Genomic DNA, 25260 nt, shown 5'->3' with positions numbered 1-25260 from the left:
GGCTCAGGGCATCTCGACCGTCTGCGCTCGGTGGATCTCGCCGAGCGCGTCCGTGACGAGGGCGACCAGCCCCTTCTCGGACGGCAGCAGCTCGGCGATCAGCAGCAGACCGTGCGCGGTGACGAGCGACGGCTCGGCGCGGGGCGTCTCGGCGGGGTCGTGCATGCCCAGCGCACCGATGAGCGCGATGGCCAGATGGTCGGAGTCGAACCGTCCGAACCACGGCGCAGCCGCTGCGTCGAGCAGTTGCTGCGCGTCGTCGGAGTCGAGACCGTCGGGGAAGCGACGCTCGATCAACTGTTGCGTCATCGTGCCGAGCAGCGTTGCCAGCACGTCGGGGTCGGCGCGGCGCAACCGGGCGAGCGCATCGGCGAAACCGTCCGCGTCGTGGACACCGGCCGCGCGGACGGCGTCGTCGACCGGGTCCGCGAGCGCGCGCGCCGCGGCCGGCCAGGTCGGATAGCGGCTCGGCACGGCACCAGTCTGCGGCACGGGTGTGACACGATCGGCCGCGGTGAGCGCCCGTCGATCCGCCCTGGCCGTGACCGCGGCGCTGCTCGTGGTGTCCGGAAGCGTGTCGGCGTGCAGCGATACGTTCGCGCCGGACCGCACGCCGACGAGCGCGGGCGTGACCACGTCGGCACCGTCAACGGCAGCGCCGTCCGCACCGTCGTCCGCACCGTCGTCCGCAGTCCCGTCCGCAGCACCGTCGTCCGCACCGCGCCGCGCAGCGGCGATCCCGCCGGTGTCCGCCGCCGCCCGGCGGGCCGGCCTGCGCGACGTCCGCACGGTCGTGCCCGACGCGGTCGTCGACCTGCGGTACGCGACGCCCGACAACTTCACGCGGGTGCGGCTGTATCCGACCAGGGCACGGTGCCTGATCCACTCGTCCATGGCGCCGGGGCTGAGGCGGGCCGGCGACCGGGCGCGCGCCGCCGGGCTGAGCATCGTGTTCTGGGACTGCTACCGCCCGCACTACGTGCAGGAGCGCATGTACCGGGTCGTGCCGAACCCGGCGTGGGTCGCGAAGCCGGGCTCGTCCGCCCGCAGCCACGAGGCCGGACGGTCGGTCGACGTCACCTTGGCGCTGCGCCGCACGTCGGGCGCGTGCCCGAGCCGCGTCCGCGTCCGCGGACACTGCCTGCTGACCATGGGCACCGCGTTCGACGCCTTCACCCCGCGCGCGTACGCCTACGCCACCTCCGGCGTGTCGACGATCGCGCGGGCCCACCGCGCCAAGCTGCGGCGCGTCATGGGCTCGGGCGGGCTCGTCGTCTACCGCGGTGAGTGGTGGCACTTCGACGGATCCGGCTCGGGCGTGGGCCGGCCGTTCCTGCGCGCCCCCGTCTACTAGTACTGGGCGTCGATCTTCAGCTGCCCGTCCTGCCGCACGAACCGGAACGTCGTCTGCTGGGTGACGACGCGTCCGTCGCGGTAGTAGTAGACGAGCTGCGCGGACGCCTGGCCCGGCGCGTTGCCGACCGGGTTGCGCACGTCGACACGGCGCACCGAGTTCCAGTACGAGTCGAAGGTGCCCCGTCCGCCCGCCCGGCCCTGCTGGAACCCGGGCGTCAAGCGGTCCCACGCCGCGTCCAGGTCGCCGGGGATGAGCTGGAAGTAGCTCGTCACCGCCGACGCGAGATCGGCGTTCGTCACCCGCTGCGCGGCACGGTTCGGGCGCGTCGACGACGAGGTGGACTTCGGCGTCGACGAGGGCATCGACGAGGGCGTCGACGAGGGCGTGGACGAGGGCGTCGACGAGGGCGTCGACGAGGGCGTCGACGACGGGGATGTGGGCGCCTGCGACGACGGCGCGGCCGGCGCACTCGTCGACGCGGCGGGGTCGGCCACGTTGTCGTCACCGTTGCCGGAGTTCGACAGCAGCACGACCAGCACTCCGGCGCCCAGCAGGACGACGACGACGGCGGCGACGAGCGCGTAGACCGTGCGGTGCGAGTCACCCCGCCGCGACGGCTGCGCGACGGGCGCACCGGCCGGCATCGGCGCGGGCGAGGGCGGCGGCGTCCGGGGCCGCAGCACCGGCGGCGCCGCGGCCGGGATCGCCGCGGTGCGGTTCGCGTCGGGCCGGCGCGTGAAGACCTGGGTGTCGGCCGAGTCGGCCACCGGGGACGGCGCGGTGCTGGGCACGGTGGGAATGGCGCGCAACGCCTGCGTGACCGCTTCGTCGGGAGCCTGGCCGTCGGACGTCAGCGGGTGCAGGTCGGGAAGCTGCGTCGCGACGGCCACCATGTCGGGCCGGTCGGCCGGAGCGGGGGCCATGAGCCGCTCGAGCATCGGGCGCAGCGCCCCCGCACGCTCCGGCGGGCGCGGCCGTCCGGACGCGACGCGGTGCAGCACCGCCATCGCGTTCTGGTCGGTGCCGAAGGGGGTCACGCCCTCGACGGCGAGGTAGAGCGTGGAACCGAGCGAGAACACGTCGCTGGCCGGGTTCGACGCCTCGCCTCGCGCGACCTCGGGGGCGAGGAAGCCCGGCGTGCCGGTGACCATGCCGGTCGAGGTGATGGACGAGTCGTCCAGGGCGTGCGAGACGCCGAAGTCGGTGATCTTCGCGGTGCCGTCGTCGGCGATGAGGATGTTGGCGGGCTTCACGTCGCGGTGGACGATGCCGACCCGGTGCGCCGCCGCGAGCGCGGCCGCGATCTGGGTGCCGATGCGGGCCACCTCGTGCGGCGGCAGCGGCCCGTCCTCGGTGACGACGGCCGCGAGGCTGCGCGACGGCACGTACTGCATGACCAGGCAGGGTCCGTGGTCGTCGTCGACGACGTCGTAGACCGGCACCGCGTGCGGGTGCTGCAGGCGGGCGGTGATGCGCCCCTCGCGCATGGCCCGCTCGACGGCGTCGTCCCGTTCGGACGCGCTCAGCCCGGGCCGCAGGTGCAGCCGCTTGACCGCCACCTGGCGGCGCAGCGATTCGTCCCACGCGAGCCACACCGTGCCCATGCCACCGGCCGCGAGCTGACGCTCGAGGCGGTAGCGGCCACCGATGCGGACGGCATCGGCGTCCCCCACGACGGATTCCCCCTTGCTGAGTGCGGACGTCCGGCTGCCCGCCGAACCTGAAGACCCTACCCAGGACGGGACATCCGGGACCGTCCGTCACAGCGCACTGTGACCGGTTCGAACGGGTCCAAGGTCCCGGTCTTCGGTTCCGCAACCCAAAACCCTCAGGCCGGGCGGACGACGGCCGATGGCGCGGGCGACCCTCCGTCTACCGATCGGACCCTCGTGCCCCCTCGCATCCCCCGCCGCGCGGCCGCCCTCGGCGGCGCACTGGCCACCGCGGCCTCCGGCCTCGCCCTCGTCGCGTTCGCCCCCGCGGCCCAGGCCGTTCCGATGACCCCGACCCGGACTGCAGCGCCGCGACCACCTGCACGATCACCTTCGGCTACGCCGGGGGACCGCAGACCTTCACCGTCCCGGCACGCGTCTCGAACGTGACCGCGGTCGTCCAGGGCGCGTCGGGCGGCGAGGACGCCAGCGCCGGTCGCGGTGGTGTCAGTCGGCTTCGGTTCCCGGTCCAAGCCGGGGACATACTCACACTTGCGGTCGGCGAGCAGGGTTCCGTCGGCGACACGGTCGGCACCTACGGTGGCGGCGGACCAGTTCGCGCCGGCTCCCACGGCACGTCCGGCGGCGGCGGATCGTTCATCTTCGGCGAGGACCAGCACCTCGTCGTCGCGGCCGGCGGCGGCGGCGGGTACGCAGGCTTGCCGGCGGGCAGGGGTGGCGCCGGCGGCGGCGCCTCGGGCGGGGACGGCGTCGGCTACCCCGACTCGATCTACGCCTATACCGGTGCGACCGGCGGCACCTCGACGGCCGGCGGGACCGGCGGCCAGTTCTTCCTCTTCGGATCGGTCTACGGCAGCGCGGGAACGGCCGGGACCGGCCCGGCCGACACCGACGGCCCGGGTCGCGGGGGCCGCGGCGGCAACTCCGTGGGTGAGGAGTACGGCGGCGGCGGCGGTGGCGGTGGCGGCTACGGCGGCGGCGCCGGCGGGCACTACCAGGGTGCCGGCGGCGGATCGGGTTACTCTGCGCCCGGACTCGTCTCAAGCACCTCGACCGCCACGCACACCGGCGACGGCCTGGTGACCTTGACCTGGACGAAGGCCAAGGCGGTCGTCACCGCCCCCCGCATCACCACGAGCGTGGCCAGCCCCACCCCGAAGTCGACGTACGGCTGGTACCGCAGCGCCGTGACCGTCCGCTTCTCCTGCACCGCGACGAGTGCGCCGGTGGTCTCGTGCCCTAAGCCGGTCGTGCTGAAGGTCAGCGGCGCTCGCACCGTCAAGCGCAGCGTGACGGCGGAGGACGGCGGCACGGCCACCGTCTCGGTGACGGTGAAGATCGACCGCGGCGCACCCCGCGTGTGGATCAAGGGCGCCCGGGCCGGCGCGACGTTCACCAAGATCCCGAGCGTGCACTGCGTGACCTTCGAGAACTACAGCGGCAGGTACAGCGGGCTCGCGAGCTGCTCCCTGACCCGCAAGGTCACAGCCACGAAGAAGCCGAAGGTGCGTCACGTGACCTGGACCGCCACCGCGACCGACAAGGCCGGAAACGTCACCAGGAAGACGAAGACCGTCCGCCTCGTGACCAAGTAACCCGACCCCCCACGGCCCGGGACGGTTTGCCGTTCCGGGCCGTCGTCGTGCCGGGACGGCCGGCGCGCGTAGTGTCTACAGCGTCCACATCGACGCGGTACGCACCGTGGTCGACCGCCGCCGGGAGGACCGAGAGATGCCCGCGAAGGCACGACCGACGGCGAAGAAGGGCTACCACCACGGCGATCTCAAGTCGGCCCTCGTCGCTGCCGGGCTCGAGCTGACCCGAGAGGGCGGTCCCGACGCCCTCGGCCTGCGCGAGGTCACCCGCGCGGTCGGGGTGACGCCGAACGCGGCGTACCGGCACTTCGCCGACCGGTCGGCTCTCGTTCTCGCGGTCGCGACGCAGGCGCAGGAGCGCGTCGCCGAGGCGATGTCCGCCCGCATCGCGACGGTCGCCGGACTGCGCGACCCGCGCGCGAAGGCGGTCGCGACGCTGCGGGCCGTCGGCCTGGCGTACGTCGACTTCGCCGTCTCCGAACCAGGTTGGTTCCAGGTCGCGTTCCGCTCGCACGAGTTGTTCGTCCGCGACCCCGACTCCGACGACCCGCCACCGTTCCGCCTCCTCGTCGGCGCGCTGGACGGCCTGGTCGAGGCGGGCGTGCTCGACGCGTCCCGCCGCGAGCACGCCGAGTGGCCCTGCTGGTCGGCGGTGCACGGCCTCGCCGACCTCGCCACGCGAGGTCCGCTGCGCGACGAGCCCCGCTCCGTCACCGACGCCCTCGCCGAGGTCGTCGTCGACCGCATCGTCACCGGCGTCATCGGCGCCTGACCCCCGTACTCCCGGGAGCACGATCGCCCGCCTCACAGTCTCGGGGACGACCCGGTTGGGTACACCGTAAACATGGATTGGTTGGTCTGGCTCATCGTCATCGTGGTGGTGATCGCGCTGCTCGTCGGCGCTTTCATCGCCCTTCAGGCACGTCGCCGCAGGGGCGGCGTGATCGTCGACCCGACCAAGTCGCGCCGCACCGGACGGGGTGGTGGCGTATGAGCGGCCGCTTGATGCGCACGTCCGAGATCGCAAAGCTGCCGGTCGTGACGCTCGCGGGTGAGGACGTCGCGCAGCTGAAGGACATCGTCTTCGCCGCGGGCGGAGGCGAGGTGGGTGGTTTCACGCTCGCCGGACGGGGACTGCTCGCCGGCCCGCTCAAGCAGTCGCTGCTGTGGACGAACGTGCTCGCCCTCGGCGCCGACGCGGTGATGATCGAGCACGAGGACGCGCTGTCCGAGCCCGACGCCGTGCTCGACCACTCCGCGGCCACGGGCGGGTCCGGCGGCAACGTGCTCAAGTCGCGCGTGCTCACCGACCAGGGCACCGACCTCGGCGAGGTCGTCGACGTGATCATCGAGGTCGGTGCCGGTGGCCGTGAGCAGTGCGATGTCGTCGGCTACGAGATCGCCGCCAGCGAGACCCTTGCTCCCGGCAACGCCAAGGGGTCGAAGCTGCTCATCCCGCTGCCCGACACGATCGCGGCGTCCGGGGAGCACCTCATGGTCCCTGCCAGCGCGACCGAGTTCGTCCGCGACGATCTCGCCGGTTTCGGTGCCGCCGTCGACGACTTCCGCTCCCAGCTCAGCAAGGGAAGTGTCTGATGCTGTTCACCGAGGTCGACGGCCGCAAGGTCGTCAGCACCAGCAGCGCCGAGACCGTCGGCAAGGTCGACGAGTTCGTGGTCGACCCGTCCACCCGCAAGGTCGTCGCCCTGCGGCTGAAGAAGACCGACTCCGGCGACACCCTGACCTGGCAGAACATCACCGCGGTCGGCGGCGACGCGATCACGGTCGCCGAGGCGTCGCTCATCACCGAGGCCGACCAGTGGACGGCCGAGCTGGCGCATAAGGACCGTCGCGCCCTCGGCAAGCGTGTGCTCACCACTGCGGGCGACGAGATCGGCAAGCTCGCGGACGTCGACTTCGACCCCGCCGGCGGCACCATCACCGCGCTGCGCGTGGGTGACCGGGACGTCCCGGGCGACGCCCTGGTCGGCATCGGGTCCTACGCCGTGGTGGTGCGCGCCTGATCCGGGCAGGATGTCCGGCATGACCATCGACGCTTCGCAGGCCGACCGCATCCGCAACGGGCAGGGCTTCTTCGCCGCCCTCGACCAGAGCGGCGGCAGCACTCCGAAGGCCCTGCGGCAGTACGGCATCGAGGACGACCGCTGGTCGACCGAGGACGAGATGTTCGACCTCGTGCACCGGATGCGCACCCGCGTCGTGTCCAGCCCGGCGTTCGACGGTTCACGGGTCATCGCGGCGATCCTGTTCGAGCAGACGATGGACCGCGAGATGCACGGCAAGCCGACCGCGTCCTACCTTTGGGAGGACAAGCAGGTCGTGCCCATCCTCAAGGTCGACAAGGGCCTGGCGGACGAGTCGGACCACGTGCAGCTCATGAAGCCGATCGACACCCTCGACGACCTGCTGTCGCGGGCGAAGGACAACGGCGTGTTCGGCACCAAGATGCGCTCGGTGATCAAGAGCGCGAACGAGAAGGGCATCGGCGACATCGTCGCGCAGCAGTTCGAGGTCGGTGCCCGCATCGCGGCCGCAGGACTGGTGCCGATCCTCGAGCCCGAGGTCAGCATCGACGCACCCGACAAGGCCGCCGCCGAGGCGATGCTGCACGACGGCATCCAGGCACGGCTGGCCGGCTGGGAGGGTGACGTGCCGCTGATGCTCAAGCTCACCATCCCCGACGAGCCCGGCCGCTACGCCGACCTGCTCGCCGACGATCGCGTGCTGCAGGTCGTCGCCTTGTCCGGCGGTTACAGCCGCGACGAGGCGTGCGCCCGGCTGGCGAAGGAACCCGCGATGATCGCGAGCTTCTCCCGTGCGCTGCTCGAAGGCCTGTCGGACGGGCAGAGCGACGACGAGTTCGACGCCACCCTCGCGCACTCCATCGCCGAGATCTACAAGGCCTCGGTCGACAAGCAGGGGTGAGGTACTCCGCGCGGCAGCTCAACCGCGCCACCCTCGATCGGCAGTTGCTGCTGAAGCGCCGGCGGATGTCCGTCGCCGACGCCGTCGCCCGCATCCTCGCCATCCAGGCGCAGGCACCCGCCTCCCCCTACGTCGCGCTGTGGAACCGGGTCGCGGGGTTCGACCCCGCACAGCTCGACGCCGCCTTCGCCGCCCGCGACGTCGTCAAGTCGACGCTCATGCGTATGACGCTGCACGCCGTGCACAGCGACGACTGGCCCGGACTGCAGGGGGCGATGGCGGCGCGGCTACGGCAGCGGGTGTTCGACAAGCGCTTCGCCGGGACCGGCCTGACGATCGACGACGTCGATGCCCTGCTCGAGCCGTTGGCCGAGTTCACGGCCGACGCGCGCACCAACGCCGACATCGACCGGCACCTGCGCTCGCTCACCGGCGACACCGGCGAGCTGGGAGCGTGGTGGGCACTGCGCGCGTACGCGCCGGTGCACCACGCCCCCACCGGCGGTCCGTGGTCGTTCGGCCAGCGGCCGTCCTACCGCCACACCCACGTGCCGACAGCACCCGGCGACGAGGGTGTCCGTCACTACCTGCTGCGGTACCTGCAGGCGTTCGGTCCGGCGTCCGTCGCCGACGCGCAGCAGTTCTCACGGCTGACGGTCACGCCGCTGCGGCGTGCGCTCGACGAGCTCGGCGACGCCGTCGAGGCGCACGAGGGGCCGTCGGGGCCGGTCTGGGACGTCGCCGGCGCGACCGTGCCGGTTGCCGGCACCGTTGCCCCACCGCGGCTCATGGCGATGTGGGACAGCATCTACTTCGCCTACGCCGACCGCACCCGCACCATCCCCGAGCCGTACCGCCGGTACGTGATCAGGCAGAACGGCGACTGCCTGCCGACCCTTCTCGTCGACGGACAGGCCGCCGGCGTCTGGCGCGTCGTCGACGACGCCGTCGAGGCCACCGCGTTCCACGAACTGCCGGACGACACCTGGGCCGCCCTCGCCACCGAGGCGGACGGGCTGCTCGCGCTGCTGCGCGCCCGAGACGCGCGGGCCTACGGCCGCTACGACTTCTGGTGGTCGGACCTCCCCGTCGACGAGGTACGCAGGCTGCCCGGCTGACCGCCCACTAGTCGGCTGCAAGCGCACCGCAAGTGGCTGCGGTCAGGGTGACGCCATGACCGCAGCCACCACGCTCCCGTTCCCTGTCACGCCCCGCACCGAGGGCGACCCGCAGCCCGACCTGACCGGCTTCGCGCTGGTGCACCGCGCTCTGCGGTCGGGTGCCGCCCTGCTGGCGGACGTCTTCACGCACCTCGACCACCCGGCCGCCTCGCTGGACCCGACCCGCCGACGCGAGATCAAGCGCTTCGCCGGCCATGTGCTGCACGAGCTGCACGGCCACCACGTCAAGGAGGACGAGGTGCTGTGGCCGGTGATCGCCGCGTGCGCCGGACCGCACATCGACCTCGAGCCGCTGACCGACGACCACACCGAGCTGCAGCAGCTCATCGACACCGCGACGTCCGCGGTCCGCGGCCTGGACACCGACTGGCGCGCCGCGGTCGCCGTGCTCGCGCCGACGTTCACGGAACTGTCCGCCGGTCTGGACGCGCACATCGCGGACGAGGAGGACGCGGTGTTCCCCGTGATGCACCGTTACGTGTCGAAGGAGGACTTCGCGCGGTGCGAGCGCATGTTCCGCAAGGGCTCGTCGTTCAAGCACCTGCGCTTCATGCTGCCGTGGCTGATGGACCAGTGCTCCGACGCCGAACGCGACGCGCTGCTCGCCGACGCCCCGTTGCCGCTGCGCCTGCTGTTGCGCGCGTCCGAGCGCTCATGGCACGAGCGCCGCTCGATCGTCCGCGGCTGACTCACCGCAACCGCTGGGCCAGTTCCGCCCAACGGACGTTGCCGACCCGGCGGGCGACCTCGACGGCGCGCGCGGCGTGCACCGCCGCCGCCGCGGAGTCGCCGCGCGCGTCGGCGAGGCGGGCGAGCAGCGTGTCGGTGGGGCCGAGGCAGACCGATGCCGTCCAGGCACCGCAGACGGTGCCCGAGAACGGCAGCAGGTGCTCGTACGCGTCGTCGATCCGCGCGCGGTCGCCCAACCCGAGCCCGGCCTCGGCACGCAGGCCGTAGATGAGCGGCGCCAGGTAGTTGGGGCGCACCGGCAACGGGCCGCCGTGCGCGGCGTCGAGGTCGTCGAGCACGCGCCGTGCCTCGTCGCCGCGATCGTCGGCCAGCAGAGTGCACGCGTACATCTCGGCGGTCATCGCGCGGGCCGCGGGCGGCAGCATCCCGAACAGCGCCCCGGTCGGGCCGGACAGGTCGGTCGCGGTACCGGACGCCAGCTTCATGCCGGTCACGCCGAGCCATCGCAACGCCTGCGCCAGTTCGGTCCACCAGCCGGTCGCGCCCACCCGTCCGGCAGCCTCGTCGTACGCGGCCTCGGCGGCGGTGTCGTCGCCGACGATCACCAGGCGGACGGCGTCGTAGAACGCGGCGATGCTGCCGAGCAGCGGCGCGTCGAACCGATCGGCCGCGCTCACCAGCGCCGCCGCGTGCCGGTCGGCCTCGTCGAGGTCCGGCGCGGCGCAGGCCACCTGCAGCAGTACGAAGTGCGCCGCCGCTTCGTAGTGGCCGTACCCGTGGGCGACCGCGAGCTCGAGCAGCTCGCGGCCGATCGCCTCGCGTTCTGCCAGACCCTCGGCGCCGTCGCGGTAGGTGTGCAGGTAGCGGGCGTTGAGGGCGTGCGCCGTCGCTCCCGGCTCGCCGGTGTCGCGCGCCAGGGCGAGCGCCTCGCGGCTCGCCTCGTAACCGCGCCGGTCGGCGCTCGCCTCGAGTTCCTGGGCGAGCACGGCGAGCAACCGGGCGCGGCGTTCCGGCCGCCCGGACAATGCGTCCGCAGTGGCGGCCACGACCGCGACGAACTCCTCGTCCGGGGTCTCCTGATCGCGTGCCGACCATCCGGACGGGGCCTCGCACGCGAGGACCACGTCGGCCACCAGCTCGGGGTCCCCTAGCCCGGCGGCGGTCGGCAGCACGTCCGCGCGCATGGTCCGCGCCCGCGGCACGTCACCCATCCGCTGCACCGCCGCGATCCAGCCGACGTGCAGCCGGACGCGCTCGTCGATCGCGTCGGGAGCTGCGATTCCGTGGGCGGCGACGGCGCGCTGCCACCACTGCGCGGCCTCGGTGTGGGCGAACCGGCTCGTGGCGAGCTCGGCCGCGCGCACCGCGTACCGGGAGGCCGCCGCCGCGTGCGCGGACCCGGCCAGCCCGTGGTGGTGCGCCAGCGCGGTGACCGCGTCCGGCCGCAGGCGTTCGAGCGCCGCGGCGAGGCGGCCGTGCCACCGCGCGGCGCGCATCGCCGAGAGATCGTCGTACAACGTGTCGCGCACGAGCGCGTGGGTGAACGCCACGCGATCCGGACCGCGCTCGACGAGCAGGCCGCTCACCACGGCGGCCTCGACCGCGTCGAGCAGGTCGTCGGCGTCGCCGTCACCGCCGACCGTCGCGAGCAGCACGTCGAGGTCGACCTCCCGGCCCGCGGCCGCAGCGGCGTGCAGCACCGTGTCGACCCGAGCCGGCAGCAGCGCCAGGCGGTGCCGCACGACGTCACGCACGCCGTCGGGCACCGCCGTGGCCTCCGCCCCCGCGTCCAGCAGCCGGGTCAGCTCGCGGACGAAGAACGGGTTGCCACCCGAGCGTTCGGCGACCACGGCGGCCTCCGCCGGGGCGACGTCCGTGTTCGCGACCTCGGCGACGAGCTGCGCGACCGCGGCAGGGCTCAGTCCACCCAACTCGACGCGGACGGGTTCGTGCCGCGCCAGCGCGCCGAGCACCCTGGTCAGCTCCGCGGAGCTCTCGCGCCGGTGCCCGAGCACGACGAGCACCGGCGATCCGGCCAGTCCCTCGACGAGGTCGAGCAGCAGCGACGCCGTCTCGCCGTCCGCGCGGTGCAGGTCGTCCACCGCGACGAGCAACGGTGTCCGCGCCGCCACGTCCGACAACCAGCGGACGGCTGCCCCGTGCACCCGGAACCGGGCCGACGCCATGTCACCGGCGTCGACCGACGCGCTGTCCGTCAGCCAACCCGCGAGCAGCGCGTCGTCGGACGGTCCGATCCGATCGGCCAGCGCGCGCAGCGCAGCGACCCACGGCCACCCGCTGGGAGCGCCGTCCGTCTCGGGGCAGCGAACGCCGACCACGGTCCAGCCGTCGTCGGCGAGCTCGGACGTCACCGTGTCGAGCAGCGCGGTCTTGCCCTCACCGGCGTCCCCGGCGACGAGCGCGATCTGTCGCCGCCCGGCCGCCCGCGCCCGGGCGGCAGCGGTCGCGACGAGCTCCCGCTCGTCGTCCCGTCCGACGAGCCGGTGGCGGACGGGCGACGCCGGGCGGACGGCCGCGGCGGGCGGCGCGGCCGGCGTGCGGGCGGACGGCATCAGGTGCGGGGCGTGCGCGAGCACGTCCGACTCGAGGGTCCGCAGCGCCGGTCCGGGATCGACGCCGAGCTCGTCGGCCAGCCGCCGCCGCGCGTCGCGCAGCGCCGCGAGGGCGTCCGCCTGCCGGCCGGCCCGGTAGAGGGCGAGCGCGAGCAGCCGCCACGCCTCCTCGCGCAGCGGCAGGCCGCTCAGGTGCGCCTGCAACGAGGCGACGGCGGCGTCCGTGTCCCCGGCGTCCATGCGCGCGGCCGCCTCGCGCTCGACGGTCGCCGACCGCAGCTCGGTCAGCCGCGCGACCTCCGGTTCCGCCCACGCCGCGTCGGCGAACTCGGCGTAGGCGGGACCCCGCCACTGCCGCAGCGCCTCCGCGAAGTGGGCTGCCGCGACGGCCGGGTCACCTTCGGCGTCCCCTGCCGCGACGAGACGCGCGAACTCGGCCGCGTCGGTGTGCGCGCGCAGCGCGTACCCCGGCGGCGAGCTCACGAGCACGGTCGCCGGAGCCCGGGGCGGCCGGTCGGGTTCGAGTGCGCGCCGCAGGTGCGAGACGTGCGCCTGCAGTGACGCCAGCGCGCGGGGCTGGAGGTCGGAGCGCCACAGCTGGCCCACCAGCACCTCGGCCGGGACGATCTGACCACCCGCCACGAGCAACCGGGCCACGACCGAGCGCTGCCGCGCGCCCCCGAGATCGACCGGCTCGCCGTCGCGCTCGGCCTCGACGGGTCCGAGCACCCGCAACAGCAACCCGGCCACCCGCTGAACCTAGGGCATGCGGGGAGCGCTACCCGTCCCCATGGCCCCGCGCCGGGAGAGCGCCCACGATCGGGACCGTCGGGGTTCACCCGCGGCACAGGGCGTACCACCACCCCCCTCGGTCTCGGTGGCAACCCTCGTGTGCGACGTGATCACCGGCGACACGATCGATGCAGACGCGGACGACCCGTCCGCCCGCCCGTCAGGAACCGCCATGTCCGTCCTCGACCGTCTCGACGCCACCCGCCTGTGCGCCTCGTCGTCCGTGGCCCTGGCCGACCCGGCCGCGTGGGCACGACCGATCCCGGTGCGCCGTGCACCCGTCGCCGTCCCGCAGCCGCAGCCGTTCTCGTGGCGGGCGATGGTCCGGAATCCCAACGCACTCGTGTTCAGCGGAATGATGGGCACCGTCATCGCCAAGGACGCCGTCGTCAGGCTGCTCACCGGCCGTCCCTAGGGTTCGGTGCATGACTGCTGACTGGGTGGCGCATTCGATCTGGTGGCACGTCTACCCGCTGGGCGTGGCGGGCGCCGACACCACCGGTGGCGACCGCTCCCCCGGCAACGGGCTCGACCTCCTGACGTCCTGGCTCGACCACGTCGTCGAGCTGGGGCTGAACGGCGTCGCGCTCGGTCCGGTGTTCGACTCGGCGACGCACGGCTACGACACCCTCGACCACTACGCGATCGACCCCCGCCTCGGCGACGGCGCCGCCTTCGACCGCTTCGTCGCCGCCGCGCACGACCGGGGCATCCGGGTCGTGCTCGACGGCGTCTTCAACCACGTCGCGCCCGGCTTCGGCCACGACGACTGGCTGCGGCGCGGGCGGGACGGCTCACCGCGGACGTTCGAGGGCCACGACGGCCTGCTCGCGCTCGACCACCGCAACCCCGCGGTCGCCGACCACGTCGCCGACGTCATGAATTACTGGTGCGACCGCGGTGCGGACGGCTGGCGGCTCGATGCTGCGTACGCCGTTCCGGCGGAGTTCTGGGCGGACGTGCTGCCCCGCGTGCGCGAGCGCCATCCCGACGTCTACGTCGTCGGCGAGATGCTGCACGGCGACTACGCCGAGTACGTCCGGGCCTCCGGGATCGACAGCGTCACGCAGTACGAGTTGTGGAAGGCGATCTGGAGCTCGCTGCGCGAACGCAACCTGTTCGAACTCGACCACGCCCTCGGCCGGCACAACGGCATGCTCGACACCTTCGTGCCCTGGACGTTCGTCGGCAACCACGACGTCACCCGCATCGCTTCGCAGGTGGCCGACCCACGGCACCGTCCGCACGCCCTGGCCCTGCTCATGACGCTCGGCGGCACGCCGGCGGTCTACTACGGCGACGAGTACGGCTTCGAGGCGGTGAAGGAGGAGCGGGCCGGCGGTGACGACGCGATCCGTCCGGCGCTGGGGGCACCGTCCGACACGGTGGGCGACCCGGAGGTGCTGCGGCTGCACCAGGAGCTCGTGGGCCTGCGCCGTCGGCACCCGTGGCTGCACACCGCCCGCAGCGAGACCGTCGAGCTCACCAACGAGACGCTCACGTTGCGTCTGTCGGGTCCGGACGAGGCGGTGGTCCTCGCGCTCAACCTCGGCGACGAGGAGTACGAGGCGGACGGCCGGACGGTTCCCGCGCACGACTGGGCACTCTTCACCTGAGCGGCACTAACCTCGGCCCATGCTCGACATCACCATCAGCGGCAACGCGATGCAGATGGCCATCGTGAACCTGGCGCCGAATCAGGTCGTCTACAGCGAGGCCGGCAAGTTCCTGTTCAGCTCGGCCGACGTGCAGATGGAGACGAAGCTCAGCCAGCCGAGTTCGGGACAGCCGGGCGGCCAGCCCCCGGGCGGCGGAGGTGGCGGCGGTTTCGGCGGTCTGCTGCGCGGCGCGATGGACGCGGGCAAGCGGATGATGGCCGGCGAGTCGTTCGCCTTCTGCCACTTCCACACCACCGGCGGCGACGGGCTGCTGGCCTTCGCGGGCGTGCTGCCCGGCGAGATGCAGGTGCTCGAGCTCGATGGCTCCACCACCTGGTTCGCCGAGAAGGACGCCTTCGTCGCCGCCGAGGCCGGCGTCAACTTCGACATCGCCTTCAGCGGCCTGCGGCAGGGCTTCAGCGGCGGCGAGGGGTTCGTGCTCGAGAAGTTCACCGGTCGCGGCAGCCTGATCATCGGCGGTGCCGGCAAACTTCATCGACATCAACCCCGCCGACTACGGCGGCAGGATCAAGGTCGACACCGGCTGCGTCGTCGCGTGGGACGGCAACATCCAGTACGGCATCGAGCGGGTCGGGGCGCTGAACAAGCAGGGCATCATGAACGCGATGTTCGGCGGCGAGGGCTTCTCGCTCGCCACCCTCAGCGGCAACGGCCGCGTCATCCTGCAGTCGATGACCATCAACGCGCTCGCCGCCGCGCTGGAGAAGAACTCCAAGAAGGCGGACGACACCGGCGCCGGCGGCCTGGGCGGCATCTTCTCCGGCAGCCGCGACTGACTCGCGCTCCACCGAGCGAAACCGTCCGAAACCGGGCATAGTCCGGTCCATGCGTTCACCGTTGCGCCGGGCGGCCGTGGCCGCGACGGCCCTGCTCACGACCGCACTGCTGCTGCCCGCGACGTCCGCGTCTGCGGCGCCCGCCTACCGGGTCGGCACCGGGGCAGAGGCCTACGGCGCATGGTTCGCGAACCCCGATGCGAACCCGCCGGGCGTGAACACCGGCTGCACGCCGAGCCCGGCACATCCGCGGCCGGTCGTGGTGCTCGAGGGAACGACCTCGCGCACGGTGCACTCGTTCTACCGGCTCGGGCCCACGCTCGCGAACGCCGGCTACTGCGTCTACGGCCTGAACTACGGCGAGACGCAGCTGACGACCGCGACCAACGGCGTGGTCGGCGCCATGGGCGACATCGCCCGCTCCGCGGGGCAGCTGCGCACCTTCGTGAACGACGTACTCGCCCGCACCGGCTCGAGCAAGGTCGACATCGTCGGCTGGTCGCAGGGCGGTGGACCGATGCCGCGCTACTACATCCAGAACCTCGGCGGCGCCGCGAAGGTGAACCACCTCGTCGGCCTGTCACCGTCGAACTACGGCACCTCGTTCTTCGGCGTGCTCACGCTCGCGACCACGCTCGAGCGGCTGGGCAACGTGCCCTTCCTCGACTACGTCGGCGCTCCCGCGTTCGAGCAGCAACTCGCGGGTGGTCCGTTCATCTCCGCGCTCAACCGCAACGGCGACACCCGCGCCGGGGTGAAGTACACCGTCATCCAGACCCGGTACGACGACGTCGTCACCCCGTACACGGGGGCTTTCCTGCGCGGCGAGGGCGCGCGCAACATCGTGCTGCAGCGCGCCTGCCCGCTCGACGCCACCGATCATCTCGGCATCCCGTTCGACGACAACGCGATCCAGTACGTGCTCAACGCGCTCGGCAAGGACGACCCGAACTTCCGTCCGCAGTGCAAGCCCGCCGTCGCGCTGGTCGGCACGCCCGGCTGAACCGGGGGTCAGCGGGCCTCGCGGAACTCGACGTGCCGACCCGCCCGCGGGTCGTACTTCGTCAGCCGCAGCCGGTCGGGATCGTTGCGGCGGTTCTTCCTCGTGACGTACGTGTAGCCGGTCCCTGCCGTGCTGCGCAGCGTGACGATCGGACGGACATCCATTGCTCGTGCCATCTCCGCACCTCCTGCGCTCGACAACCGCGCGGAGATGACAATGATTCCCGACAGCGCGCGGCCGTCCGGCACGACAGGATGAGGACATGACCGAGACCCGCCCGCCGTTCCCGCCCTTCGACGCCGAGACCGCCGCGCAGAAGGTGCAGGCGGCCGAGGACGCCTGGAACACCCGCGACGCGGTGAAGGTCGCCGCCGCGTACACGCCCGACTCGGTGTGGCGGAACCGCGACACGTTCGTCACCGGGCGGGACGAGATCGTCGCCTTCCTGACCGCGAAGTGGGAGCGCGAGCTCGACTATGCGCTGCGCAAGAACCTCTGGGCGTTCGAGGGCAACCGCATCGGCGTCCGCTTCCAGTACGAGTGCCGCGACGCGTCCGGACAGTGGTGGCGTAGCTACGGCAACGAGCTCTGGGAGTTCGCCGAGTCCGGCCTCATGGCCCGGCGCGAGGCGTCTATCAACGACCTGCGCATCGACGAGTCGGAGCGTCGCATCTTCGGCCCGCGCCCGGACGAGGATCGCGGGATCGAGTTCCCGCTGCGCTGACGCGAACCGCCCGAAGATCCACACCAGCGCGCGACCTTCAGACCGTGGCTGCGCCCGGACCCCGCAACCGCCTGAAGATCCACACCAGCGCGCGACCTTCAGACCGTGGCTGCGCCCGGACCCCGTAACCGCCTGAAGATCCACACCAGCGGGGACCCGAGGTCGCCGGGCGTCGCGGCGCAGGCAGCACGACGCCCGGCGGGTCTCAGGAGGCGGTACCGGTCACGACGCGGCGGACCAGCCGCGCATGACCTCGGCCGCGGGACCGGAGGTGTCGGTCTCGCCCACACCGAGCACCGGGTGCAGGTCGAGGGCCGGCGAGTAGCGGCTCGCCGGGGTCTCGCGGCCGAGCGCCTCGGCCATGGCCCGCACGTGGTGCGGCGAGCCGCCGCAGCAGATGCCGATGTAGTCGGCGCCGATCTCGCGGGCACGGCGCGCGAAGTCGGCCATCTCGAAACGGGTGTGCCCGCTGGCCTCGAGCTGGATCGGGAACAGCCGCTGCCCGTCCGCCCCCTCCAACGACTCGAAGGCGGGGGTCGTGGCGTCGGTGCGGTAGGGCACCGGCTGCACGGCGACGGGCACGTCGACGGCGGCGCGCACCTTCTCGAGCAACGGCAGCATGGTGGCCGGCCCGCGCGAGCAGTTCAGGCCCACCGCGGCGGCCCCGGCGTCGGCGAGGCGCCGGCACGCCTCGACGTAGTCGACCCCGTCGAACGTCGTGTCCGGACGCACGCTGGCGAGCGTCACCATCGCGGGCAGCCCCAGTTCCTGGCAGACCTCGAGCCCGATGAGCGCCTCGCCGAGGAAGTCGTTGGTCTCGCTGATGACGAAGTCGACGCCCTCGTCGAGCGCCCAGCCCAGCTGCTCGCGGTACTGCTCGCGCACGACCGCGCCCGACTCGGCCGGGTTGGCGGGGTCGTAGCACCAGGTGTTGCAGATGTTGCCGGCGACGAGCGCGCCGCCCTCGGCCGCGATCTCGTTGGCGATGCGGACGGCCTGCCGGTTCATCGTCTCGAGCTCGCCGTCGCGGCCGACGTCGCGCAGCTTCTCGCGGTGCGCGTAGTAGGTGAGCGCGACCATGACGTCCGCACCCGCCCGCAGGAACTCACGGTGCAGCTGCCGCAACGCGTCCGGCGCGTCGAGGATGACCTCGGGCACGTACGGACCGGCCTTGACGTAGCCGCGCCGTTCGAGTTCGAAGACGTACCCCTCGGCGCCGACCATAGGGCCGTCGGCGAGACGCTCGGTGAAACTGCGGGCGGACGGGCGGGGCGGAGCGGACGGCATGGCTAACCTCCGACGGACGCGGTGACGAAGCGGGCGGGATCGAACTCGGGATGGCGCGCCGCTGCACCACCCACGAGGTCGGCCAGCGAGCGGCCGACCCAGGGGGCGAACTTGTAGCCGGTGCCGCGCCAGCCGACGCCGACGAACACGTTCGCGGCTCCGGGCACGGCGCCGAGCACGAAGTGGTCGTCGGCGACGAGGTCGTAGTCGCAGCCGTCGGTGTCGACGACGTCCTCGAACGTCGCGTCGGCGAGACCCGGCATGACCTGTGCGACGAAGTCGGCGATGTCCTGCACGCCGGTGCGGTCACGCGGGATGTCCGGTGGGTTGTAATAGCCAACCTTCACCTTGTCGATCACGCCGTCGACGATCGGGTGCACGTAGACGCCGGTGTCGAGGTAGGCGATGACCGGCATGTGCTCGGACGTGAATCGCTCGCGGACGTCCGCCGGTGGCGTGAAGTACTTCGCCTCGCTCGGACGGTCCTTGGTGATCGGCACCTGCAATTCGACCCCCTCGATGAGGGCGAGCACGTCGTTGGTGCCGTGCCCCGCCGTGACGACGAGCGAGCCCGCGGCGAACTCACCCGCCGAGGTGGTCAGCCGCACGCCGTCCCCGTCCGTCGCGATCGCGGTGACGTCGACGTGCTCGTGCACGTCGACGCCCCGCGCCTCGAGGGCCGCGAGCAGCGTCGCGGCCACGGTGCGCAGATCGACCAGTCCCCCGGACGGGTCGAGATGCGCGAGGTCGGCACGCAGGTACGGGAAGCGCTCGCCGATCTCGGACGGCGTCAGGACCTCGGGCCCGACGCCCAGCTCGACCATCACCTCGGTGCTGCGCTGCGCGTAGGTGTCGGCGAGGTCGGGCGTGACGCTCGACGACGCGATGTTCATGCACCCGCAGCGGACGAGCGCCCGCGTGGCGGTCTCGCGCTCGAACGCGTCCCAGAGCGTGACGGCCTCGCCGGCCAGCCGCACGTACAGCGGGTCGAGGTAGTCGACCCGGTACGAGCGCGTGCGTCCGAACGAGGCCGTCATCGGGTCGCCGATCGTGCCCCGTTCGAGCACGGCGACCCGGCGTCCGTCCGCGGACGCGTGATAGGCCGTGAACAGCCCCATCACGCCACCGCCGACGACCACGAGGTCGTAGCGCCCGCTCATGCCGGAACCCCGTCGAGCACGCGCAGCTCGTCCGCGTAGGTGACGGAGGTGCGGTGCAGCATGCCGTTGTCGTCGACGACGTACTGCCCGAGCGTCTGCAGCGGTGGCGAGTACGCGTGGATGCTGACGCTGCCCGCCGGGTCGGCGCCGGTGAGCCGGTGGATGTGGTCGGGCCCGAACGAGAAGGCCTGGCCAGCCGTCACGTCGGTGCGGATCTCGGGCCGGCCCACGGCCAGGTTGTGCTCCACGATGCGGCCGCGCGCGACGGCCACCGCACCGGAGGAGACGTCGTGGTCGTGCCAGCCGGTGTCGCCGTCGGTGGTCCAGCACAGCAGCCAGACGTCGACGACCTCGTCGCGGTGGAGGCACACGTAGTGGCGCTCGCCGCCGGGGAGGTCCTCGGCGTTGCCACCCTCGAAGCGCACCTCGCTCTCCCAGTCGTGCGGCCGGGACGCGATCGAAGCGGCCAGGTCGAGCAGCTGCCGCCGGCTGAGGTAACGCTCCCCGCCGATGTCCACCGCACCCGCCACGGCACCGGACGCGACCTCGGCGATGGCCCGGGCAGCGTGGGCGGGAACGCCGCCACCGCTGTCGAGTCGCGTGTACGTGGTGGGCGTGGTCATGCGGTGGGACCTCCTCGAACCGATCTGGTGAACCGTTTCACTGTAGCGTTTAAGCTAGCCGTACTCCACTACCCCCGTGTCACCACCTCGTTACGATCGTGCGATGCGCGAACGTCCGAAGCGCGTGACGCTGCGAGACGTCGCGAGGGAGACCGGCCTCTCGACCGCCGCCGTCTCCTACGCCCTGCGCGGGCTGCAGGTGCCGCCCGAGACGCAGGCGCGGGTCCGCGAGGTGGCCGACCGCCTCGGCTACCAGGTCGACCCCATCGCCCGCGCCCTCGCGTCCGGACGCACCGGGTACGTCGGCGTGCTCTGCGGCTCGCTGTCGGACATCTGGCAGCAGAACGTCGCCGCCGCCCTCGGCCGGGGCCTGCTCGACAACGACCGACACGCCCTGATCGTCGACGCGTCCAACTCCCCCGAGCTGGAGAAGGAACTCGCCAACCAGCTCGTCGACCAGCGGGTCGACGCGCTCATCACGCTCTGGGCCAACCCGCGCGCGCCGCACTGGGCGGACGTCGCCGAGCGCACCATCCTGGTCTCGATCGGCGACGGCCTGCCCGGCGCCGCGACGTACGTCGAGGTCGTGTTCGACAACGACGTCGGCGTCGGGACGGCCTTCGCCCAGCTGGCCGACCGCGGCCACAAGCGCGTCGCCGTGCTCACCCCGTCCGACCGCAACACCCCGGACACCCCCGCCGAGGTCGCGATCGCCCGGGTCGCCGACGAGCTCGGCATCAGCGCCGAGCTGCACATGACTCCCTACGACCTCGACGGCGCCGCCGCGGTCGCCGAGCAGGTGCTCACCGCCGACGAGCCGCCGACCGCGTTGTTCTGCCTCGCCGACGCGATGGCCTACGGCGTGTACGCAGCCGCCGGCCGGCTCGGGCTGCGCATCCCCGACGACATCTCGGTGCTCGGTTACGACGACGACCCGGTGTCGCGGCTGCTCACCCCTCCCCTGTCGAACTTCCGCTGGCCGGTCGACACCCTCGTGGCGCACGCCGTCGAGCGCACCGTCCGGGCGATCGACGACGACAAGAGGTCACGGCGCAAGTTGCTGACCCCGGTCGCGCAACCGCGCGGTTCCGTGGGTCCCGCACGGAATTGACGGACCCTTCCGGTTGACTGTCGGCGTGATCTTCGGACGAACCGGACGGACGGTGGCCGCGGCGCTGCTCGCACTCGGCGTGCTCGCCGGGTGCACCGGCGACGACGGTCCGCCGCCCGAGCAGCAAGCTGTGCAGACCTTCCTCGACGCGGTCGCCCAGCGCGACGCCGTGGCCGCCGCCGCCGTGACCACCGATCCCGCCGCCGCCCGCCCCCTCGTCGCCGCCACCCTGAAGGGCCTGGGCGGCCAGGTCAGGTTCACCGACGTCACGACGAGCACGAAGGGCGGCATCACCAGCGCCCGGTTCACCGCCGAGTGGACGCTCGCCGGCAACGCCACCTGGCGCTACCGAGGGCTGGTGCCGCTCGACGACACCCGCGACGGCTGGCGGGTGGCGTGGCAGGCCAACACCCTGCACCCGAAGCTGCGCGACGGCGAGCACCTGCAGGCCGTGCGGGTGCAGCCGCCGCGTGCCGCCCTGCAGGACTCGGCCGGCGGGGCCCTCTTCACGGCCACGCCGGTGGTCACCGTCGGCATCGAGCCACGCCGCGTCACGAACCTCGGCCGGCTCGCGACGACGCTCGCCGCCGTGCCCGAGCTGCAGTCGACCCGCGCCGACATCCTGAAGGCGGTGCGTGCGGCCCGTCCGACCGAGTTCGTCGAACTGATCACGCTGCGCAAGAACGTCTACGAGCGCATCCGCAGCCGCATCTACGACCTGCCCGGCACCGTGTTCCGGTCGGACACCCGCGTGCTCGCCCCGACCGCCGGCTTCGGCCGCCAGCTGCTGGGCAGCGTCGGCGAGCCCACCGCCGAGATGATCGAGAAGTCGAAGGGACGGCTGACGGCCGGGCGGCAGACCGGGCTCGGCGGCCTGCAGCAGGCTCTCGACACGCAGCTGTCCGGCACGCCGGGCCTCGCCGTCGACGCCACGTCCGGCAGCGGGCAGAGCACGCGCCTGGCGACGGTCAGCGCGCCGAAGCCCGGCGACCCCGTCCGCCTCACCCTCGAGCGGCGAGTGCAGACGGCGGCCGAGACCGCGCTCGCATCCGTCCGGCAGCAGGCGGCGATCGTGGTCGTGCAGCCGGGCACCGGCCGCATCCTGGCCGACGCGAACACGTCCGCGGCCACCTACGACCTCGGCCTGAGCGCGGCCGTGCCGCCGGGGTCGACCTTCAAGATCGCGACATGGGCGGCGGCGTTCGAGAACACCCCGTCGCTCACACCGGCCACGAAGGTCGCCTGCCCGCGCACGATCACCGTCGACGGCCGCCGCTTCGAGAACGAGGACCGGTTCGGCTACCCGCCGATCCCGATCAGCTCGGCGTTCGGGTACTCGTGCAACACCTCGGCGATCAAGGCCGCGCTCGACCTTCCCGACGGTGCGCTCGGCGCCGCGGCGAAGCAGCTCGGGCTCGGCGGCGCCTGGACGCTCCCGGTCGAGGCCTTCGCCGGGTCGGTACCCACCCCGCGCACCGAGACCGAGCGGGCCGCCGACGGCATCGGTCAGGGCCGCGTGCTGGTGTCACCGCTGCTCATGGCCCTCATGGCCGGCAGCGCCGCCACCGGCGACGTCTACGCCCCGCAGCTGCTGCAGACGCGCGCGCCCACGCGCACCGGCACCGTCCCGTTCGCCCTGGTGACGAAGCTGGCGCCGTTGCTGCGCGCCACGGTCGCACTGCCCGGCGGCACCGCCCGCGATCTCGCCGGCCTGGGCATCACCGTGGTCGGCAAGACCGGCACCGCCGAGTACGGCGACGCGAAGCCGCCGCGCAGCCACTCCTGGTTCGCCGGGGTCAGCGGCACGGGCGCGAACCGCCTGGCGTTCGCGGTGTTCGTCTACGACGGGGCCTCGGCGGGCACGAAGGCCGTTCCGGTGGCCCGGCGCCTGCTCACGGCACTGGGGTAGGTGGTCAGCCCACGGCGCGGTGACGTCCGCCGGTGCTGCGCGGCGGCGCCGGCGGGTACACGAGTGTCACGTCGATGTCGTCCCACTCGTCCGACCACGCGCCGGGGTTGGCCCGGCGCAGCTCGAACAGGGTGTGGCGCTGCTCGTCGTACGTGCCGATGAGCCGGCCGACGGCGGGGTCGCTGAGCAGCTCCATGACGCGGCAGTCCCACGCGCCGCACGAGCACCGGGTGCCGACGAGGTGGTGCAGGTGGTCGATCTCGCCCAGCACCCGCACCAGGCTCTCCGCGCTCTGCGCGGTGGTGGTGGCGCGCTCGCGGTAGAAGTCGCGCTCGCCCTGCGCCAGCTCGGTCGCGTCCCGGGCGTCGTCGAGGGCGTGCCGGTACATCGCCACGTGGTCGCCGGCTCGCACCTGGTCGTCGTCCTGGTGCAACCAGCAGCGGGCGCAGACCGGCGCCGCGAAGGGGCGTTCGGGGTCGATCGCGATGTCGAGCTCGAGCTCGCAGCAGGTGCAGCGGCAGGTGCGGACGCGGTACACCCGGGTGCCTCCCTCCCGCGCTCGCTCCCTGGCAGGGTGCTGTGCCGCGATCCTCACACGTCTGCCCCTCCGCGTCCCGCACCTGCGCGGGGTTGCGTGAATGTCGCGTTCGCTGACGATCACAGCCTGCACGGCCGGTCACGCAGGGTCAGATGCCCGCCGCCGGTAGTCCCGGGGGCTGACGCCGTGGGCCCGCCGGAAGGCCGTGCTCAGCGCGTACGGCGTCGCGTAGCCGACCCGGCGCGCCACCGCCTCGAGGGTGTCGTCCGACTCGCGCAGCAGGTCGGCGGCGAGGTCGAGCCGCCAGCGCGTCAGGAAGGCCATCGGGGGTTCGCCGACGGCCTCGGCGAACCGTCGCGCGAACGTCGCCCGCGAGACACCCGCGGTGTCGGCGAGGGCGGCGAGCGTCCAGGGGCGGTGCGGCTCGTGCTGCATGAGCGCGAGCGCCGGGCCCGCCACCGGATCGTCGTGCGCCCGGTACCAGGCGGGCGCCGGCGCCCGGTCGAACCAGGCCCGCAGCGTCGTGACGAGCACCAGGTCGAGCAGCCGGTCGAGCACCGCGTCCTGGCCGGGGAGGTCCTTGCCCACCTCGTCGGCGAGCAGCGGCAGCAGCGGGCAGTGCCACTCGTCCGCCCCGAGCACGAGCGCCGGCGGCAGCGCAGCCACCAGCGCGCGGCTCACCTCGCGGGCCACGGTGTACGTGCCGACGAGCAGTTCGGTGCCGCCGTCGGCGGCGTTGCCCCAGGTGCGCGGCGCCACCCAGCCCATCACGTGCTGCTCGCCGCCGTCCGGGGCGGCGCAGACCTGGCCCGGCAGGATGACCGCGTCGGGCGGACGGTCCGGGTCGTCGGCCACGAGATAGGGCGCCGGTCCCTGCACCACCGCCACGTCGCCGGGCACCAGCCGACGGCGCACGCCCTCGGCCACCAGCCACGCAGAACCGCGGGCGACCGCCAGCACGGTCAACGGCGCCCCGTCCCGGATGCCGACCGACCACGGCGCCGCGAGCGTCGCCCGCAGCAGGAAGGCCTCGCGGGCCCGCGGCCCGTCGAGCAGACCGGCGACGGCGTCCATGGGCCGTCAATCTAGACGCTCGCGTATGTTCCTGCGCTGCACGGCGATGGTCCGTATCGACGCGGGCCGGTGCACTGGACGCATGCCGAACCTGACCCAGACCCTCGGAACCACCGCCGCCCTCGGCGCCGGCCTCGTCGGCGGCGTGTTCTTCGCCTTCTCCGGCTTCGTGATGCCGGCCCTGCGCCGGCTGCCCTCGGCGGACGGCGTCCGCGCGATGCAGTCGATCAACCGGACGGCGGTGCAGCCGCCGCTCATGATCGCCCTGTTCGGGACGGCCGCGGTGAGCGTCGCCGCCGGCGTGCGCGCCGCCCGCCACCTCGACGAGTCGTGGGCTCGCTGGACGCTCGCCGCCGCGATCGCCTACGTCGCCGCCGGTGTCGTGGTGACCATCGGCGCCAACGTGCCGCTCAACGACGGGCTCGCCGCGCTCGACCCGGCGGCGGCCGGGTCGCAGTGGGAGACGTTCCTCTCCCGCTGGACCGCGTGGAACCACGTGCGGACGGTCGGCTGTGCCGCCGCGTGCGCGCTGTTCGTGACCGGGGCGCTCGGCAGCTCCGACGCGTGAT

Annotated in this window: 25 protein-coding genes and 1 pseudogene; 17 read left to right on the top strand and 9 right to left on the bottom strand. The window is 73.1% G+C overall.

All coding sequences use genetic code 11. The annotated features are described in order from the left end of the window. Positions 1–3: 3 nt before the first annotated feature. Complete coding sequence (locus tag ACYVP9_RS15655; RefSeq protein ID WP_460605832.1) at positions 4–474, bottom strand: hypothetical protein; 471 nt, start codon at positions 472–474, stop codon at positions 4–6. Positions 475–628: 154 nt separating this feature from the next. On the opposite strand from ACYVP9_RS15655, the gene ACYVP9_RS15650 reads away from it, so the two are divergent. Next, positions 629–1354, top strand: a complete 726-nt coding sequence (locus ACYVP9_RS15650; RefSeq protein WP_460605923.1) for a M15 family metallopeptidase — start codon at positions 629–631, stop codon at positions 1352–1354. On the opposite strand, the gene ACYVP9_RS15645 is transcribed toward ACYVP9_RS15650, so the two are convergent. Further along, a complete protein-coding gene (locus ACYVP9_RS15645; RefSeq protein ID WP_460605831.1) occupies positions 1351–3030 on the bottom strand; it encodes a serine/threonine-protein kinase in 1680 nt (559 codons plus the stop codon). The genes ACYVP9_RS15650 and ACYVP9_RS15645 overlap by 4 nt on opposite strands. A gap of 425 nt (positions 3031–3455) precedes the next feature. On the opposite strand from ACYVP9_RS15645, the gene ACYVP9_RS15640 reads away from it, so the two are divergent. The 8 genes from ACYVP9_RS15640 (at position 3456) to ACYVP9_RS15605 (ending at position 9440) form a co-directional block, all read left to right on the top strand. Continuing rightward, the gene (locus ACYVP9_RS15640; RefSeq protein WP_460605830.1) at positions 3456–4625 is read left to right on the top strand and encodes a glycine-rich protein; all 1170 of its coding nucleotides are present in this window, start codon (positions 3456–3458) and stop codon (positions 4623–4625) included. Positions 4626–4761: 136 nt separating this feature from the next. Then, complete coding sequence (locus ACYVP9_RS15635; RefSeq protein ID WP_460605829.1) at positions 4762–5397, top strand: TetR/AcrR family transcriptional regulator; 636 nt, start codon at positions 4762–4764, stop codon at positions 5395–5397. Positions 5398–5469: 72 nt separating this feature from the next. After that, positions 5470–5619 (top strand): hypothetical protein, encoded by a 150-nt coding sequence (locus ACYVP9_RS15630; RefSeq protein ID WP_460605828.1) that lies wholly within the window; start codon positions 5470–5472, stop codon positions 5617–5619. Continuing rightward, entirely contained in the window at positions 5616–6221 is a 606-nt protein-coding gene (locus ACYVP9_RS15625) for a PRC-barrel domain-containing protein (RefSeq protein WP_460605827.1), read from the top strand. The genes ACYVP9_RS15630 and ACYVP9_RS15625 overlap by 4 nt, the downstream gene beginning before the upstream one ends. After that, positions 6221–6649 carry a PRC-barrel domain-containing protein gene (locus ACYVP9_RS15620; RefSeq protein WP_460605826.1) on the top strand — a complete coding sequence of 143 codons (429 nt, stop codon included), beginning with the start codon at positions 6221–6223 and terminating at the stop codon, positions 6647–6649. Before ACYVP9_RS15625 ends, ACYVP9_RS15620 begins: the two co-directional genes overlap by 1 nt. 19 nt (positions 6650–6668) lie before the next feature. Then, positions 6669–7571 (top strand): class I fructose-bisphosphate aldolase, encoded by a 903-nt coding sequence (locus tag ACYVP9_RS15615; RefSeq protein ID WP_460605825.1) that lies wholly within the window; start codon positions 6669–6671, stop codon positions 7569–7571. Beyond that, positions 7568–8689 carry a winged helix DNA-binding domain-containing protein gene (locus ACYVP9_RS15610; protein WP_460605824.1) on the top strand — a complete coding sequence of 374 codons (1122 nt, stop codon included), beginning with the start codon at positions 7568–7570 and terminating at the stop codon, positions 8687–8689. The genes ACYVP9_RS15615 and ACYVP9_RS15610 overlap by 4 nt, the downstream gene beginning before the upstream one ends. A 55-nt stretch (positions 8690–8744) precedes the next feature. Continuing rightward, the gene (locus ACYVP9_RS15605; RefSeq protein WP_460605823.1) at positions 8745–9440 is read left to right on the top strand and encodes a hemerythrin domain-containing protein; all 696 of its coding nucleotides are present in this window, start codon (positions 8745–8747) and stop codon (positions 9438–9440) included. 1 nt (position 9441) lies between these two features. On the opposite strand, the gene ACYVP9_RS15600 is transcribed toward ACYVP9_RS15605, so the two are convergent. Further along, positions 9442–12765, bottom strand: a complete 3324-nt coding sequence (locus ACYVP9_RS15600) for a BTAD domain-containing putative transcriptional regulator (RefSeq protein ID WP_460605822.1) — start codon at positions 12763–12765, stop codon at positions 9442–9444. Positions 12766–12892: 127 nt separating this feature from the next. Between ACYVP9_RS15600 and ACYVP9_RS15595 the strand changes: the two genes are divergently transcribed. The 4 genes and pseudogenes from ACYVP9_RS15595 (at position 12893) to ACYVP9_RS15580 (ending at position 16265) form a co-directional block, all read left to right on the top strand. Further along, a complete protein-coding gene (locus ACYVP9_RS15595) occupies positions 12893–13222 on the top strand; it encodes a hypothetical protein (protein WP_460605821.1) in 330 nt (109 codons plus the stop codon). Between the two features lie 10 nt (positions 13223–13232). After that, on the top strand, positions 13233–14423 hold the full coding sequence (locus ACYVP9_RS15590; protein WP_460605820.1) for an alpha-amylase family protein: 1191 nt from the start codon (positions 13233–13235) through the stop codon (positions 14421–14423). A 49-nt stretch (positions 14424–14472) separates the two neighbouring features. Continuing rightward, positions 14473–15262 (top strand): annotated as a pseudogene (locus ACYVP9_RS15585) (AIM24 family protein). Between the two features lie 49 nt (positions 15263–15311). Further along, positions 15312–16265 (top strand): lipase family alpha/beta hydrolase, encoded by a 954-nt coding sequence (locus tag ACYVP9_RS15580; protein ID WP_460605819.1) that lies wholly within the window; start codon positions 15312–15314, stop codon positions 16263–16265. An 8-nt stretch (positions 16266–16273) separates the two neighbouring features. Here ACYVP9_RS15580 and rpmG read toward each other — a convergent pair whose 3' ends face one another. Continuing rightward, a complete protein-coding gene (gene rpmG / locus ACYVP9_RS15575) occupies positions 16274–16441 on the bottom strand; it encodes a 50S ribosomal protein L33 (RefSeq protein WP_460605818.1) in 168 nt (55 codons plus the stop codon). Positions 16442–16527: 86 nt separating this feature from the next. On the opposite strand from rpmG, the gene ACYVP9_RS15570 reads away from it, so the two are divergent. Further along, entirely contained in the window at positions 16528–16989 is a 462-nt protein-coding gene (locus ACYVP9_RS15570; protein ID WP_460605817.1) for a nuclear transport factor 2 family protein, read from the top strand. A gap of 222 nt (positions 16990–17211) precedes the next feature. On the opposite strand, the gene ACYVP9_RS15565 is transcribed toward ACYVP9_RS15570, so the two are convergent. From ACYVP9_RS15565 to ACYVP9_RS15555, 3 genes are read right to left on the bottom strand one after another with little or no spacing between them, the layout of a single operon-like run. Continuing rightward, a complete protein-coding gene (locus ACYVP9_RS15565) occupies positions 17212–18276 on the bottom strand; it encodes a homocysteine S-methyltransferase family protein (RefSeq protein WP_460605816.1) in 1065 nt (354 codons plus the stop codon). 2 nt (positions 18277–18278) lie between these two features. Then, positions 18279–19436 (bottom strand): N-methyl-L-tryptophan oxidase family protein, encoded by a 1158-nt coding sequence (locus ACYVP9_RS15560; RefSeq protein ID WP_460605815.1) that lies wholly within the window; start codon positions 19434–19436, stop codon positions 18279–18281. After that, the gene (locus tag ACYVP9_RS15555; protein ID WP_460605814.1) at positions 19433–20059 is read right to left on the bottom strand and encodes a cysteine dioxygenase; all 627 of its coding nucleotides are present in this window, start codon (positions 20057–20059) and stop codon (positions 19433–19435) included. The genes ACYVP9_RS15560 and ACYVP9_RS15555 overlap by 4 nt, the downstream gene beginning before the upstream one ends. 103 nt (positions 20060–20162) lie before the next feature. Between ACYVP9_RS15555 and ACYVP9_RS15550 the strand changes: the two genes are divergently transcribed. Continuing rightward, entirely contained in the window at positions 20163–21170 is a 1008-nt protein-coding gene (locus ACYVP9_RS15550) for a LacI family DNA-binding transcriptional regulator (RefSeq protein WP_460605813.1), read from the top strand. Between the two features lie 25 nt (positions 21171–21195). Further along, on the top strand, positions 21196–23079 hold the full coding sequence (locus ACYVP9_RS15545) for a penicillin-binding transpeptidase domain-containing protein (protein WP_460605812.1): 1884 nt from the start codon (positions 21196–21198) through the stop codon (positions 23077–23079). Positions 23080–23083: 4 nt separating this feature from the next. On the opposite strand, the gene ACYVP9_RS15540 is transcribed toward ACYVP9_RS15545, so the two are convergent. Next, positions 23084–23617: a hypothetical protein gene (locus ACYVP9_RS15540; RefSeq protein WP_460605811.1), complete on the bottom strand. Its 534-nt coding sequence runs from the start codon at positions 23615–23617 to the stop codon at positions 23084–23086. Positions 23618–23755: 138 nt separating this feature from the next. Continuing rightward, positions 23756–24691, bottom strand: coding sequence for an AraC family transcriptional regulator (locus ACYVP9_RS15535; protein WP_460605810.1), 936 nt, complete (start codon positions 24689–24691; stop codon positions 23756–23758). 82 nt (positions 24692–24773) lie between these two features. Between ACYVP9_RS15535 and ACYVP9_RS15530 the strand changes: the two genes are divergently transcribed. Beyond that, positions 24774–25259 (top strand): anthrone oxygenase family protein, encoded by a 486-nt coding sequence (locus ACYVP9_RS15530; protein ID WP_460605809.1) that lies wholly within the window; start codon positions 24774–24776, stop codon positions 25257–25259. Position 25260 lies beyond the last annotated feature (1 nt).

The sequence above is a fragment of the Jatrophihabitans fulvus genome (assembly GCF_054781375.1).
Note: the sequence above shows the minus strand (reverse complement) of the source record. Positions and strands in the feature narration are given on the sequence as shown.

Excerpts from the sequence above, each read along its gene's own strand:
- ACYVP9_RS15635 (WP_460605829.1), top strand. The coding sequence starts at position 4,762 with ATGCCCGCGAAGGCACGACCGACGGCGAAGAAGGGCTACCACCACGGC.
- ACYVP9_RS15630 (WP_460605828.1), top strand. The coding sequence starts at position 5,470 with ATGGATTGGTTGGTCTGGCTCATCGTCATCGTGGTGGTGATCGCGCTG.
- ACYVP9_RS15625 (WP_460605827.1), top strand. The coding sequence starts at position 5,616 with ATGAGCGGCCGCTTGATGCGCACGTCCGAGATCGCAAAGCTGCCGGTC.
- ACYVP9_RS15620 (WP_460605826.1), top strand. The coding sequence starts at position 6,221 with ATGCTGTTCACCGAGGTCGACGGCCGCAAGGTCGTCAGCACCAGCAGC.
- ACYVP9_RS15615 (WP_460605825.1), top strand. The coding sequence starts at position 6,669 with ATGACCATCGACGCTTCGCAGGCCGACCGCATCCGCAACGGGCAGGGC.
- ACYVP9_RS15605 (WP_460605823.1), top strand. The coding sequence starts at position 8,745 with ATGACCGCAGCCACCACGCTCCCGTTCCCTGTCACGCCCCGCACCGAG.
- ACYVP9_RS15590 (WP_460605820.1), top strand. The coding sequence starts at position 13,233 with ATGACTGCTGACTGGGTGGCGCATTCGATCTGGTGGCACGTCTACCCG.
- ACYVP9_RS15580 (WP_460605819.1), top strand. The coding sequence starts at position 15,312 with ATGCGTTCACCGTTGCGCCGGGCGGCCGTGGCCGCGACGGCCCTGCTC.
- rpmG (WP_460605818.1), bottom strand. The coding sequence starts at position 16,441 with ATGGCACGAGCAATGGATGTCCGTCCGATCGTCACGCTGCGCAGCACG.
- ACYVP9_RS15570 (WP_460605817.1), top strand. The coding sequence starts at position 16,528 with ATGACCGAGACCCGCCCGCCGTTCCCGCCCTTCGACGCCGAGACCGCC.
- ACYVP9_RS15565 (WP_460605816.1), bottom strand. The coding sequence starts at position 18,276 with ATGCCGTCCGCTCCGCCCCGCCCGTCCGCCCGCAGTTTCACCGAGCGT.
- ACYVP9_RS15560 (WP_460605815.1), bottom strand. The coding sequence starts at position 19,436 with ATGAGCGGGCGCTACGACCTCGTGGTCGTCGGCGGTGGCGTGATGGGG.
- ACYVP9_RS15555 (WP_460605814.1), bottom strand. The coding sequence starts at position 20,059 with ATGACCACGCCCACCACGTACACGCGACTCGACAGCGGTGGCGGCGTT.
- ACYVP9_RS15550 (WP_460605813.1), top strand. The coding sequence starts at position 20,163 with ATGCGCGAACGTCCGAAGCGCGTGACGCTGCGAGACGTCGCGAGGGAG.
- ACYVP9_RS15535 (WP_460605810.1), bottom strand. The coding sequence starts at position 24,691 with ATGGACGCCGTCGCCGGTCTGCTCGACGGGCCGCGGGCCCGCGAGGCC.
- ACYVP9_RS15530 (WP_460605809.1), top strand. The coding sequence starts at position 24,774 with ATGCCGAACCTGACCCAGACCCTCGGAACCACCGCCGCCCTCGGCGCC.